This window comes from Novosphingobium sp. PY1 (assembly GCF_017312445.1).
In the GTDB taxonomy this organism is placed as follows: domain Bacteria; phylum Pseudomonadota; class Alphaproteobacteria; order Sphingomonadales; family Sphingomonadaceae; genus Novosphingobium.
Genome location: NZ_BLTI01000013.1, coordinates 177,634 through 191,372, shown reverse-complemented (window position 1 = coordinate 191,372; position 13,739 = coordinate 177,634). Strand labels below are relative to the sequence as shown.

Genomic DNA, 13,739 nt, shown 5'->3' with positions numbered 1-13,739 from the left:
ATCTATTCCGCTGCTACCGTGTCGCTTGCCTGATCGCCGCCCAGGACGCGGTAAAGCGTGATCCGGTTCGAGGCGACGGCCAGTCGCACAGAGACCTCCGCCTTGCGCGCCGAATAGAGGCTGCGCTGGGCGTCGAGATTGTCGAGATAGCTGTCGATGCCCTGCCTGTAGCGGGCCTCGGTCAACTTCCCGGTGTCGCTGGCAGCTTCGGTGAAAGCCTGGGCCGAGCGCAGTCGCTCTGCGAGCGTACCCTGATCGGCCAGTGCGTCGGCGACTTCGCTGAAGGCGGTCTGGATCGTCTTCTCGTAAGTCGCGAGAGCCGCATCGCGCCGTGCCTTGGCAACATCGACATTCGCGGCCTTGCCGCCGGCGTTGAAGATCGACCAGCTGGCATCGCCCCCGCCGGTGGCCGAGAAGGCGCCGTCGGTAAACAGCGATGACAGCGAATTGCTGGCAAATCCCAGAAGGCCGGTCAGCGAGATCGAGGGGAAGAGCTGGGCGCGGGCAACGCCGATGTCTGCATTGGCAGCGCGCAGGTCGAATTCCGCACCGATGACGTCGGGGCGGCGAAGCAGGACTTGGGAACTCGTCCCGGCCGGCAGTACGGCAAGGCTGTCGTTGACCTGGGCGATGCTGCCGGGAAGCAGGGCCTGATCGAAGTCGGCGCCGACCAGAAGGCGGATTGCATTGACGTCTTGAGCCAGCGCCGTTTGCTGCGAGGCGAGGTCGCCGCGCGCGGTTTCGAGGATCTGTTGGGCCTGTCGCAGATCCGTGCGCGGGGCGACGCCCGCTTTGAGCAGGGCGCCAGTCAGTTCCACGCTGCGCTGCGCATTCGCTGCGGTTTCCTGCGCGATGCGCAGCAGGTCCTTGTCCGCAGCGTAAGTGGACCAGGCGCGGGCGAGATCCGCGACGAGGCCGAGACGGACGGTGCGGGCTGCCGATTCCGTCGAAAGTGCAGCATTGCGCTGCGCTTCAGTGGCATTGGCGAGTTTGCCGAACAGGTCCAGCTCGAAACTGGAGACGCCGCCCTGTGTTGAATAGGACCAGCCGTCGCTGCCGCTACCCTGTCGATCGGTATAGGTCGCCGCGCCGCTCACGCCGAGTTCGGGGAACTGGTCGGAACGTACGACCCGCACCTGAGCACGGGAGGCCGCCACATTGGCGGCGGCCACGCGCAAGTCGCGATTATTGTCCAGGGCTTGCCGGATCAGCGCCTGCAGTCGCTCGTCGCGAAAGATTTCGGTGTAGGACACCAGGGGAAGGGCCGCTTCGCTCTGCGCGAGATAGGCGTCTCCCGCGGGCCAGGAAACCGGGACCGGGGCGGCGGGCTGGACATACTTCGGCGCCATCGAGCAGGCTCCCAGCGCCATTGCCGGGAGCATCACGGAAAGGCGTGCCCTGTGGGAGAGCTTCATGCGCCTTCTCCCGCTGCGGAGCGTCGCTCTGCAAGCTTGCGCCGGGCTGCCGCCAGACCGTCGCGAACACCGCGCCGGACAAGGACGAAGAACAGCGGTATGTAGAAGATGGCCAGGATCGTGGCCGTCAGCATCCCGCCGACGACGGCGGTGCCGATGGCCACGCGGCTGTTGGCGCCGGCACCCGTGGCCAGTGCGAGGGGCAGCACGCCGAAGATGAAGGCGAAGCTCGTCATCAGAATCGGGCGCAGGCGGATACGTGCCGCTTCGAGAGCGGCATCGATCACGCGCTTGCCCTGCCGCTCGGCCTGCTCGGCGAACTCGATCATGAGGATCGCGTTCTTCGCGGCGAGCCCCATCGTGGTGAGCAGGCCGATCTGCAGATAGACGTCGTTTTCAAGGCCGCGCACGGTCACGAAGACGATGGCTCCCAGCAGGCCTAGCGGGATCACCATGATCACCGCGATCGGGATCGACCAGCTTTCGTAGAGTGCGGCAAGGCACAGGAACACGACCAGCAACGAGAGGCCATAAAGCAGGGGCCCCTGACCGGTAGAGAGCCGCTCCTGGTAGGAAGAGCCCGCCCATGCCACGCTCGTGCCGGGGATTTGGCTGGCCAGCTCTTCCATCACGTCCATCGCCGTGCCTGAACTAACGCCGGGCGCAGGCGTGCCCGAAAATTCGTAGGCTTGAAGACCGTTGAAGCGCGAGCTGCTGCTTGGCGCGGTGGACCAGCTTACATTCGAGAAGGCCGAGAATGGCGCCATCTGCCCGTTGGAACCGCGCACGAACCACTGGTTGAGGTCTTCAGGGCGCGAACGGTACTGCGCCTCGCCCTGGACGTAGACTTTCTTGATGCGTCCCTCATCGAGGAAATCGTTGACGTAATTGCCGCCCCAGGCCGTGCTCAGGGTCGCGTTCACATCGCTTTGCGACAGGCCATAGGTACTAAGCGCTTGCGTGTTGGTATCGACTTTCAGAGTGGAGACGTCAGGCAAGTCGCTGAGGCGCACTTGTGCAAGGCGGGAATCGCTGTTCGCCAGTGCCAGGAGCTTGTCGCGCGCGGCGGCGAATTCGGTCCGGCTCAATTCGCCGTTGTTCTGCAGCTCCATGGTGAAGCCGGAATTCTGACCGAGACCGCGGATCGAACCGGGGACAAGCGCGAAGACCTGCGCGTTGCGCAAGCCGCTGAATGCCGCCGAAGCACGATCGACGATGGCCTGCGCGCTGTTCTCTTTGCCCGGGCGATCGTCCCAGTCGACCAGGTTGAGGAATCCGGTGCCGGTGTTCTGGCCTGCTGCTCCGAGGCCGCCACCCGAAATCGTGAGCATACCGGAGACGAGCTCCTTGTTGTCGCCGAGGAAGTACTTCTCGACCTGATCTTGCACTTCCTCGGTCTTGGAGCGTGGCGTGCCTGCCGGAAGGCGCCACTGCACGAAGATCGAGCCCTGGTCCTCGTTGGGCAGGAAGCCGGTGGGAAGCCTGATGAACAGGGCATAGGTCGCAATGCAGACAACTGCGAAGATGCCGAGCCACCGCCACTTTTGCTCGACCACGCGCTCGACCGCCTTGCCGTAGCGTTCCGTGCCGGTTTCTACAGTACGGTTGAAGCCCTTGTGGAACCTGTCCCATAACCGCGCGAGCCACGGCAGGCGCCGTTCGATCCAGGTTGGTTCCTCTTCGCCGTTCTTGGGCTTGAGCAGGGTGGAGGTGAGCGCCGGACTGAGGATCAGCGCAACCAGAACCGAGAGCACCATGGCCGATACGATCGTGAGCGAGAACTGGCGATAGATTACACCGGTGGAGCCACCGAAGAAAGCCATCGGCAGGAATACAGCCGATAGCACCAGTGCGATCGCGACGAGGGCGACCTGTATTTCCTGCATCGACAGGATGGTCGCCTCACGAGCGCTCATGCCCGGATTTTCCTCCATGAGCCGTTCGACGTTCTCGACCACGACGATGGCATCGTCGACCAGCAGACCGATTGCCAGAACCAGCCCGAACAGGGTCATCGTGTTGATGGAAAAACCGGCGAGATAGAAGATCCCGAAAGTGCCGAGCAGGACGACCGGAACGGCGATGGCCGGGATGAGCGTGGCGCGCCAGCTCTGCAGGAAGATGAACATCACCAGCACTACGAGGACGATGGCCTCGAACAGGGCCTTTGCCACTTCCGAGATCGACAGCTTGATGAAGGTCGTGGAATCGTTGGCATAGATATAGTTCATGCCGTCCGGCAGGTCCGACGACATGGCGGTCATCGCCGTCTTGACGCGCTCTGCGGTCTGCAGTGCGTCGGCGCCCGGCGACAAGGAAATCGAGATGCCGGCGCCGGGATGCCCGTTGACGCGGGTGAGCGAGGAATAGTTTTCCGCCCCGATCTCTACCCTTGCGACGTCGCCGATGGTCACGGTCGAGCCATCGCTCTTCGTCTTGATGACGATCCGGCGAAACTGCTCGGGGGTCTGCAGGCGCGAACCGGCGGTGACGATGGCATCGAGAGCCTGGTCTTCGGGCGAGGGCAGGCCGCCGACTTCGCCGGCCGCGACTTCGGTGTTCTGGGCCTTGATCGCGGTGATCACGTCGCTGGGCATGAGCGAGACCGCGGCGAGCCTTGTCGGATCGAGCCAGATGCGCATGGCGTGCGGCGATCCGAAGACGCGAACGTCACCCACGCCCTCGATGCGCGAGAGCGGGTCCTGGATGTGCGATGTCAGGTAATCGGAAACGTCCTGATTCGAACGCGTGTCGGTCGCGTCATAGACGGCAACGACGAGCAGCTGGTCCGGATTGGACTTGGTGACCCTTACGCCCTGGTTCTGCACCGATTGTGGCAGGCGGGACAGCGCGGTCTGTACCTTGTTCTGGACCTGAACCTGGGCAATGTCCGGATCGGTGCCCTTGTTGAAGACGGCAGTGATCGTGCCCTGGCCGCGATTGGTCGACTGCGAACTGAAATAAAGGAGGCCGTCGATACCGGTGAGCTGCTGCTCGATGATCTGCGTTACGCTGTTCTCGACCGTCTCGGCAGAAGCGCCGGGGTAGCTGGCGCGAATGTTGACTTCGGTCGGCGCAATGTCCGGGTATTGCTCATTGGGCAGAAGCGCGAGCGCGCCGATGCCTCCAAGCATGACGATGATCGCAAGCACCCAGGCGAAAATCGGGCGGTCGATGAAAATCCGGGACATTCGCGGTCAGTCTTGCTTGCCGGAAGGCTTGGCGGGCGAGGCAACCTTTTGCGGCGTGGAAGCCGGTACCGGCCTAATTGCCGCGCCCTGCTTGAGGCCGTTCAGCCCGTCGACAATGATCTTGTCGCCTTGGGAAAGCCCATCGGTGATGACCGAGTATTGCCCTCTCGTGCGTCCGGCTGTGACCTTGCGGCGCATCGCCTTGCTGTCCTTGTCCACGACCATGACATAGGCGCTGCCGTCGAAGTCCCGCAGCACTGCGGCTTGCGGCACGAGATAGGCGTTCTGTTCGACGGACTGGTCGAAGACAGCGTTCACGAACATGCCCGGCAGCAGCAGGCCTTCGGGATTGGGGAACTGGGCGCGAATGGTGACGGTGCCGGTCGATTCGTCGACTGTCACCTCGGAAAATTTCACGGTGCCGGTCGCAGCGTAGTCCGTTCCGTCCTGCAGCTTGAGGTGAACCGACGTGCTTCCCGCACTCACATTGCCCCGGCTCAGTTTCTGGCGCAGGGCGGTCAGGTCCGTGGAGGACTGTTTCATGTCGACGTAGATTGGGTCGGTCCGCTGGATCACAGCCAGCGGGTCGCTCTGGCTTGCGCTGGCAAGAGCGCCGACCGTGAACAGTGAGCGGCCGATACGACCGCTGATCGGCGCCGGAACTGTAGTGAAGCGCAAGTTGATGCGCGCGGTATCGAGCGCCGCCGCATTCTGCGCAACGGCAGCCTTGGCGACGCGGGCCTGCGCCAGCGCGTCGGTATAGTCCTGCTTGGCGATGGCTTCCATGTCGGCGAGCGGCTTGTAGCGCTCGGCCTTCACTGCGGCGGCATCGGCCGAGGCACGGGCGCTGGCGAGGTTGGCCTCGGACTGGTTGACGGCGGCGCGGTAGAGGCTGGGGTCGATCTGGAACAGCGGCTGTCCGGCACGGACATAACTGCCCTCGGTGAAATAGCGCTGCTTGATCACGCCCGAAACCTGGGGGCGCACTTCCGAAGTCTCATAAGCAACAGTGCGGCCGCCCAGCATGACTTCCACCGGCACGTCAGTCGGCTTGGCGACGACATAGCCGACGGTAGCCGTTCTGGCGCCGCGATCCTGCGACGATTCGCCAGAGCAGGCCGAAAGCGCAGTCAGGGTAATCGCCGCAATGATGCCACGTCGAAGCTGCCCGGCGGGCACCGGTTCGGAGGAGAGAAGTTTCAAGACAAGCACCGTCTGATGATCAGAAGGCCTTGATATCCGTTCATTCGGATGACGCCGCAAGCGTCCATTTCGCAATTGCGACAAATTCTTACAGGCATGCGAATGACGATTACAGTTCGCACGGGTCGGCGGCGGATTTCCGCCTCGATTGGAGGCATCTGCCTTGGGAGTTTACCGGTGATTTGGGATTAAGGTCTGTCTTTCCACTCTGTGCCTCCCTGGGGGGAGGAGAGTGGTGCCCGGGGACGGAATCGAACCGCCGACACCATGATTTTCAGTCATGTGCTCTACCAACTGAGCTACCCGGGCATCTAGGCCAGCGACGGTTGCGATTGTGTCCCGTCGAGCGTTGGTGGCGGGCCTATGACGAAGCTCGCGCACCTTTGCAACCCCCTATCGGTCAGTAATTTTCATTCATCCTGTGGAATATCGGAAAAGCTGGGGGGACCGGGCAGGGCATAGCCGTCGTCCAGCCACTGCAACAGGTCGCGGTCGCGGCACCGTTTCGAGCAGAAGGGACTGTGCTCGGCGACGCGGGGTTTGGAACAGATCGGGCATTTGCGTTCGGAGCGGGTCATGATGCCACGGCCTGCGCGAATCCTGCGCCGAGTGCAAGGTTGCTGTCCGGCTCGATGCGAATGCGGCGCCCAGTGCGGCGTTGCAACTCGTCATGCCATTGAGGCGCAATCGCCGCACAGACCTGCGGATGGGCCTTCAGAAGCAGCACGCCGGGTTCGCTGACGGATTCCGCGCGGCGCAGGAGGTGCCTGGCAGTGGCCGCGAAAGGGTCCTGGCGTATGCGCTGGATGATCGACTGGCATTCGAGCCGGGCCACGAGCTGGACGAATCCGAAACCGTTCATCGCTGTGCGCTGGTGCGGCCAATGGTCGAGCGCGGCGGCAAGGGTGTCATCGACCTCGCGGCGATCGTCCTTGCGCTCCAGCGAGGGAAAGTCGATTCCGATCGAACCGGCAAGGTCGAACTGGCCGATTGCCTTGGCGATGGCGGGAATCGCTGCAAGCGCGAGTGTGCGCGGGGCGAGCGTGCCGTCGATGTCGATCAGGGTCATGGCCGGTGTCGGGCTAACGACGATCGAGCCGCCTTCGAACTCAATGACGCCGTCGAGCGCCTCGGTGATGATTTCGGGCCAGGGATCGTCCGGAAACCGGGTGACCAGGCGCACCGGTGTCTCCGTTTCGCGCAGGCGTTGTGCAAGCGAAGGAGCAGGGCGCACGGGCCGGTCGGTGAATCGGGCCTGGGCGCGCTTGAGGCGCCCGGTCTCGGCAATGGCTGCGCGAGTGATCGTGGCCCGCACACTGGCGCCTTCGCTGGCATCGGCGGGAAGGCCGTCGATCAGGGCTTCCTCACCGCCCGGAAATCGCACCGTACCCCGCCGGGCGCCGCGGCGCCGGGAAATGAGCGTGACATCCGCCGTTTCGCCGGCTGCCAGCCTACCGGGCCATTCGAGCCGCGCGGCCAGCACTTGTCCGGCCTCGACGAGGATTGCCCGGGTTTCCCCGATCCCTTCCTCGACCAGCCACTCAGCCAATCGGGAATCCTGCCGCCTTGAGCAGGGCGCGGGTTTCGAACAGGGGCAGGCCGACGACGCCGGAATGGCTGCCACCGATCCAGGCGATCAGGCCCTCGGCGCTGCCCTGGATGGCATAGCCACCGGCCTTGCCGTGCCATTCGCCGCCGGCGATGTAATGCTCGATCTCTTCGCGGCTGAGCGGCTTGAAGCGCACGACCGTTTCGGACATGCGTTCACGCAAGGTACCGTCGGGGCCCTTCAGCGCGATCGCGGACAGCACGCGGTGACGCCGTCCGGACAGAAGTTCGAGGCAGGCGCGCGCAGTCTTTTCGTCTTCCGCCTTGGGCAGGATGCGGCGTCCGCAGGCTACGACCGTATCGCCCGCCAGCACATGCGCGCCGGAGACCTCGACCGCCATGGCCTTTTCGCGAGCCATGCGCCGTGCATAGACGCGCGGGAGTTCACGCGGCTCGTGGGCTTCGTCGATCTCTGCGGCGATCACGGCGTCCGGCTGCAGGCCCAGGCGCATGATCAACTCGCGGCGGCGCGGGCTGGCCGAAGCGAGAATCAGCCGGGGGCTGTGGGCGCGGGTGTCACCGGCCTGCGTGCCGGAGACGTGCAGGGCCTCAGTACTGACCGGGGCCACCGCGACCGGGCATGAAGCGATAGGTGATGCGCCCCTTGGTAAGGTCATAGGGCGTCAGTTCGACGAGAACTTCGTCGCCAACCAGCACGCGGATGCGGTTCTTGCGCATCTTGCCGGCGGTATGGCCAAGGATCTCGTGACCGTTTTCCAGTTCGACGCGGAACATGGCGTTGGGAAGCAGTTCCACAACGCGACCGCGCATCTCGAGGAGTTCTTCTTTCGCCATCGGCGATCAATATCCGTAGTTTTGCTGCAACAGTGCGGCGCGCCATAGCTACGACTCGCGAAAAAGGGAAGCCTCGCTTGTTCATTCACGCGCAAGTTACTTGCGACAAATTGTTACCCGGCTGCGGCTTGCGGCCTGAATCCACTGACGGCAAGAGCGCCATGGGAAGGGGAAAGCATATTTTGGCGGAGTGTTTTGTTTGCGGTCCCACCTTTGGCTTCCCCTGATAACGGGTGCATCCCTGCCTTCCCTGGCTTTCGCACAGGTTACGGCACCTGCCACGATCATCGATGAGGATGACGACGCGATCGAAGTCAATTCGAGCGAGATTGTCGTCGTCGCACCGCGCTTTCGCGGGCAGATCGATGTGCCCAACCAGCCGGTCCAGACTTTCGACGAGGAAGACATCGCAGCCTATGGCGCTGACTCGATCGCAGACCTGATCGCGGCGATCTCGCCGCAGACGGGCAGCGGGCGCGGGCGCGGTTCGGGCCGCCCGGTGATTCTCGTCAACGGACAGCGCATCACCAGCTTCCGTGAGCTGCACCGTATCCCGCCCGAGGCGATCCGGCGCATGGAAGTGCTGCCCGAAGAGGTCGCCCTGCGCTTCGGCTATCCGGCAAACCAGCGCGTCCTCAACATGATCCTGAAGGACAACTTCGCGTCGCTCGTGGCGGCGGGCGAGTACAATGTCCCGACGCGCGGCGGCTATGACAACTACGAAGCCGAAGGCGGCATCTTCAAGATCTCGGGGCCGCGCCGGTACAACTTCTCCGCGAAGCTGACCGAAACGACGATGCTGACCGAGGACGAGCGCAATATCCGGCAGAGCGCATCGGGCCAGCCGACAGTCGCGGGCGACCCCGATCCGGCACGCTATCGCAGCCTTGCAGATGCCGCTTCCACGCTCGAGCTGAACGGCACGATGACGCAGGGCATCGGCGAGGGTGGACTTGCCGGTTCGATCACGGTCAACGGTGCCTATACGCATGAGCAGACGACGTCGCTTTCCGGCCTCGACACGGTCACGTTGAGCTATGGCGGCGACAGCGAGATCCGCACGTTGCCCGATCCGCTGACGACGCGCTCGGTTGTCGACACCTTCGAGGGCGGGCTGGGTTACAACACGATGATCGGGGACTGGACGTTCTCGACCACGGCGGACGGCAGCTATACCGACACCAACACGCGCACCGACCGGCGCCGCGATACCGATGCCCTCGTGGCTGCTGCTGCAAGCGGCGCCTTGGCGATTGGCGGCGCGCTTCCCGCCGTGCCCGGTGCCGGCGTCGACGTCGCGCGCAATCGCGCGCTCGCGCTCGCAACGCTGACCACGTTGTCCGGTCGGCCGTTCCGGATGCCTGCAGGCGACGCCAGCCTGACGATCAAGGGCGGCTTCGATTTCAATCGCACCACGAGCGAGGACAGCCGCACCGACATCGGCGCCTTTACGCTGAGGCGCTCGGACGTGTCGGGGGGCGTCAACCTCGCCGTGCCGCTGACCAGCCGCGGCGAGGATTTCCTGGGCGCCGTCGGCGACTTCACGCTGAATGTGGGCGGCGGGATCGATCACCTCTCGGATTTCGGTTCCTTGAAGAACTGGAACCTGGGGCTGACGTGGAACCCGACCGATACGCTGTCCTTCCAGGCGAGCTATCTGGTGGAGGACGCGGCGCCGAGCCTGTCGCAGCTGGGCGCACCCACTATCCTGACCTACAACGTTTCGGTCTATGACTTCACCAATTCGACGACCTCGCTGGTGACGGTGACGTCCGGCGGAAACCCCGATCTGGTCAAGGAAAAGCAGCGCGACATCAAGCTTTCGGCGACCTGGAAACTGCCTTTCCTCGATCGCTCCAACCTGCTCGTCGAGTACTTCCGCAACCGGTCGAGCGACGTCACCAAGTCATTCCCGTTACTCACACCCGCGATCGAGGCGGCGTTTCCCGGACGCGTCACGCGCGACGCATTCGGCAACCTCATCGCCATTGACCGGCGCGCCGTGACTTACGACGAGGTCTCGACTTCCAGCATGCGCTGGGGCTTAAACATATCCGGCAAGCTGGGTAGCGACAGTGCTTCAGGCGGCGGTGCGAGCCGCGGCTCTTCTCGCACGGCAGCGCCCGTGCACAGCGCGCCGTCGACGCCGCCCGGTGGCTTTGGCGGTCCGCCTCCCGCCGGTGCCGGAGCTTTCGATCCATCGCGTTTCGAGGCCTTGCGCAAGAGCCTGTGCGCACCGGAGGGCGAGGGCGCAGCATCGCCCGATCTTTCGGTCATGCCCGAACGAATGCGCGAACGCCTCGTTGGGGCCGATGGCAAGGTCGATCCCGACAAGCTGGAGAAGATGAAGCAGAGGGTCTGTTCGGCTGAAGGCCCGGGTGCTGCCGGAAGCTTCGATCCCGAGCGCTTCGCGCGCATGCGGCAGGCGGTCTGTGCCCAAGGCAGCACCGGGCCCGATCTTTCGAAGCTGCCCGAACCGGTGGTGGAACGTCTCAAGGGCTCCGATGGACAGGTGGACAAGGCGCGTCTTGCCGCCATGCGCGAGCGGATGTGCAGCAACGACGGCGCCCGGGCACCGGAAGCAGGCGCGGCGCCGGTGGAAAAGAAGCAGTCGGGCGAATCGTCCTCCGGTGGTGGTGGCAGCCAACGCTCGGGCTTTGGCCCTCCGGGCGGCGGGCGCTGGAACCTCTCGGTCTATCATACCTGGCGTTTTGTCGACCGGGTGCGCATTGCACCGGGCGTCCCGGAGCTCGACGAACTGGCGGGCGATGCGATCAGTGCCGGCGGCGTTCCGCGCCATTCCATCGAGATGGAGGGCGGCCTGTTCAAGAACGGCTACGGCCTGCGTCTCAAGGGCGAATGGAATGCCCCGGCCAAAGTCAACGGTAGCGGCCTGCCCGGCAGCTCCGACTTGCGCTTCGGCAGTACTTTCGTCCTCGACGCGCGGCTTTTCGTCGATCTCGGCCGCATGGAGAGCCTCGTTGCCAAGGCTCCGTTCTTCAAGGGCGCGCGGCTTGCGCTGACGGCTGACAACCTGCTCGATTCGCGCCAGAAGGTTACCGACGGGAACGGCGCCGTGCCGCTGGCCTATCAGGCCGCCTACCGCGAGCCGCAGGGCCGCGTTGTGGGGATCGACTTCCGCAAGATGTTCTGAAGCGCCGTCTCAGTTGAGGATGACATGGTGCGCAGGTCTACCGCTCGCGCGCACCATGTCCTATCTGGCGGGCATGGCGCGTACTCCAGCCGGAACTCCCGATCACCCAAAGGGGCTCGAACGCTTCAACGAGGAGCGGGCGACAACGACCGTGCGCGGGTCGGACAAGCCCGACCTGCAGGCTGGTGCAGAAGTGATCCGCGACACGGTGCGCACCTTGCCGCACAGGCCCGGCGTCTACCGCATGCAGGATGCGCGCGGGGAAGTGCTTTACGTGGGCAAGGCGCGCGCCTTGAAGAACCGTGTTGCCAATTACGTCCAGTGGGAACGGCTGCCCAGTCGCCTGCAGCGCATGGTCAGCCAGACCCGGTCGATGACGATCGTCACGACCAATTCCGAGGCCGAGGCGCTGCTGCTCGAAGCGCAGCTCATCAAGCGCTTTCGCCCCGCCTACAACGTGCTGCTGCGCGACGACAAATCGTTCCCGTTCATCCTGCTGCGGGCGGACCACGCCTTTCCGCGGATCATGAAGCACCGCGGCGCGCGCAAGGCCAAGGGCAACTACTATGGCCCCTTCGCCAGCGCGGGATCGGTCAACACCACGATCAATGCACTGCAGAAGCTGTTCCTGCTGCGCAGCTGCACCGACAGCTTCTTTTCCCGGCGCGACCGGCCTTGTCTGCTCTACCAGATCAAGCGCTGCTCTGCCCCGTGCGTCGACCGGATCGACGAGGCGGGTTATGCCGAGCTGGTCCAGGAGGCGAAGGATTTCCTGGGCGGCAAGTCCAGTGCGGTGCAGCGCAAGATCGAATCGCAGATGGCCGAGGCGGCCGAAGCGCTGGACTTCGAGCGTGCCGCGATGCTGCGCGACAGGTTGCGCGCCGCCACGTTCATCCAGGGCAGCCAGGCGATCAATGCCGAAGGCCTCGACAATGCCGACATCTTCGCGATGGCCAGCAAGGGCGGGCAGATCGGGGTGCAGGCCTTCTTCATCCGCGGCGGGCAGAACTGGGGGCACCGCGCCTTCTTCCCCGCGCACACCGAGGGGTTATCGGAGGAAGAAGTCCTGCAGAGCTTCCTTGCCCAGTTCTATGAGGAAGTGCCGCCAGCGCGCACCATCCTGATCGACCGCGAATTGCCCGAGGCGGACCTTCTGGCCGAGGCGTTCCGCGAACTGGCAGGAGGCAAGGTCGAGATCTCCGTGCCCCAGCGCGGCAATCGCAAAAGGTTGATGGCGCAGGCCCATCGCAATGCGGTGGAAGCGCTCGACCGCCGCCTCGCAGAGCGCGGCACGCAGGCCAGGATCCTGCGCGAACTGGCCGAATTCCTTGAACTGCCGGACGTGCCGCAGCGGATCGAGGTTTACGACAACAGCCATATCCAGGGCACCAAGGCCCTGGGCGCCATGGTTGTCGCCGGGCCCGAAGGCTTTCTCAAGAACCAGTACCGCAAGTTCAACATCAAGTCGGCCCGGACCGACGACGACTACGCGATGATGCGCGAAGTGATGACCCGGCGATTCGGGCGGGCGCAGGAGGAAGATCCCGAGCGTGAAAGCGGGAGCTGGCCCGATCTCGTCCTGATCGACGGCGGCAAGGGACAGATGAGCTCGGTAAAGGATGCGCTCGAGGAACTGGGCATCGAGGACGTGCCGCTCATCGCGATTGCCAAGGGACCGCACCATGGCCGCGAGGGGCGCGAGGTCTTTCATTTCCCCGATGGTCGGGAAAAGATGCTGCCGGTCAATTCGCCGCTGCTGTTCCATCTCCAGCGCCTGCGCGACGAAGTGCACCGCTATGCCATCGGCGCGCATCGGGCCAAGCGCAGCCGGGCCATTTCCGCCAGCCCGCTCGACGAAATTCCGGGCATCGGCCCGGCGCGCAAGCGGGCGCTACTGCTGCATTTCGGTACGGCAGGGAAAGTGCGGGCGGCCAGTCTGGAAGACCTGCAGCGCGCGCCCGGCGTGAGCAAGGCCGTCGCCCAGACGATCTACGATTTCTACCACCCGAACGGCTGAAGCCGCGCCCCGATCCGTCAGCGGTGCACTTCGGCCGTCACGCGGTGGAAGAAGGGATGGTGCGGAGTCGCTCCATTATGAATGTTGTTGAAGATCCCTCCGCACAGGCTGCCCAACCGGGCCGCGGCGGTCGAGACTTCCTCGCCGGTGCGGACGTCGATGTGCAGTTTTAACTTTCCATCGAATTCGAAGAAGACCTTGATGGCCTTGGGAAATTCAGATTTTAGAACTTCAAGTAATTTGCCAAGCTCTTCGGCAATAGAATTCGCCCTCGTTGCCTGAGGGAAAGGCTCGACCTGGCTGATGTTGGTGACTTCGGACATGGTACACCCCTGTGTTCCCGGAAGTGTTCTAAC

The 13,739-nt window shown here is 64.2% G+C and carries 10 protein-coding genes and 1 tRNA gene; 2 read left to right on the top strand and 9 right to left on the bottom strand.

The genetic code is table 11. The features are described from left to right. Positions 1 to 2: 2 nt before the first annotated feature. The 8 genes from J3474_RS18950 to infA all read right to left on the bottom strand — a co-directional run bounded on the left by J3474_RS18950 (position 3) and on the right by infA (position 8,212). The gene (locus J3474_RS18950) at positions 3 to 1,415 is read right to left on the bottom strand and encodes an efflux transporter outer membrane subunit (RefSeq protein WP_013833875.1); all 1,413 of its coding nucleotides are present in this window, start codon (positions 1,413 to 1,415) and stop codon (positions 3 to 5) included. Then, positions 1,412 to 4,606, bottom strand: coding sequence for an efflux RND transporter permease subunit (locus J3474_RS18945; RefSeq protein WP_207095223.1), 3,195 nt, complete (start codon positions 4,604 to 4,606; stop codon positions 1,412 to 1,414). The genes J3474_RS18950 and J3474_RS18945 overlap by 4 nt, the downstream gene beginning before the upstream one ends. 6 nt (positions 4,607 to 4,612) lie before the next feature. Continuing rightward, positions 4,613 to 5,809, bottom strand: a complete 1,197-nt coding sequence (locus J3474_RS18940) for an efflux RND transporter periplasmic adaptor subunit (RefSeq protein WP_376706545.1) — start codon at positions 5,807 to 5,809, stop codon at positions 4,613 to 4,615. 233 nt (positions 5,810 to 6,042) lie between these two features. Continuing rightward, positions 6,043 to 6,118, bottom strand: a tRNA-Phe gene (locus J3474_RS18935). 101 nt (positions 6,119 to 6,219) lie between these two features. After that, the gene (yacG, locus tag J3474_RS18930) at positions 6,220 to 6,387 is read right to left on the bottom strand and encodes a DNA gyrase inhibitor YacG (protein WP_007014964.1); all 168 of its coding nucleotides are present in this window, start codon (positions 6,385 to 6,387) and stop codon (positions 6,220 to 6,222) included. After that, positions 6,384 to 7,358 carry a ribonuclease E/G gene (locus J3474_RS18925; RefSeq protein ID WP_207095222.1) on the bottom strand — a complete coding sequence of 325 codons (975 nt, stop codon included), beginning with the start codon at positions 7,356 to 7,358 and terminating at the stop codon, positions 6,384 to 6,386. Before J3474_RS18925 ends, yacG begins: the two co-directional genes overlap by 4 nt. Further along, complete coding sequence (locus tag J3474_RS18920) at positions 7,351 to 7,986, bottom strand: nucleoside triphosphate pyrophosphatase (RefSeq protein WP_256437851.1); 636 nt, start codon at positions 7,984 to 7,986, stop codon at positions 7,351 to 7,353. Before J3474_RS18920 ends, J3474_RS18925 begins: the two co-directional genes overlap by 8 nt. Next, positions 7,967 to 8,212, bottom strand: a complete 246-nt coding sequence (gene infA, locus J3474_RS18915; RefSeq protein ID WP_007014967.1) for a translation initiation factor IF-1 — start codon at positions 8,210 to 8,212, stop codon at positions 7,967 to 7,969. Before infA ends, J3474_RS18920 begins: the two co-directional genes overlap by 20 nt. A 199-nt stretch (positions 8,213 to 8,411) precedes the next feature. Here infA and J3474_RS18910 point away from each other — a divergent pair, with 199 nt between their 5' ends. Together J3474_RS18910 and uvrC are read left to right on the top strand one after the other, a co-directional pair. Continuing rightward, positions 8,412 to 11,366 carry a TonB-dependent receptor plug domain-containing protein gene (locus tag J3474_RS18910; RefSeq protein WP_242528484.1) on the top strand — a complete coding sequence of 985 codons (2,955 nt, stop codon included), beginning with the start codon at positions 8,412 to 8,414 and terminating at the stop codon, positions 11,364 to 11,366. Positions 11,367 to 11,421: 55 nt separating this feature from the next. Continuing rightward, a complete protein-coding gene (uvrC, locus tag J3474_RS18905) occupies positions 11,422 to 13,383 on the top strand; it encodes an excinuclease ABC subunit UvrC (protein ID WP_376706544.1) in 1,962 nt (653 codons plus the stop codon). Between the two features lie 17 nt (positions 13,384 to 13,400). Here uvrC and J3474_RS18900 read toward each other — a convergent pair whose 3' ends face one another. Further along, complete coding sequence (locus J3474_RS18900) at positions 13,401 to 13,706, bottom strand: hypothetical protein (RefSeq protein ID WP_013833868.1); 306 nt, start codon at positions 13,704 to 13,706, stop codon at positions 13,401 to 13,403. Positions 13,707 to 13,739 lie beyond the last annotated feature (33 nt).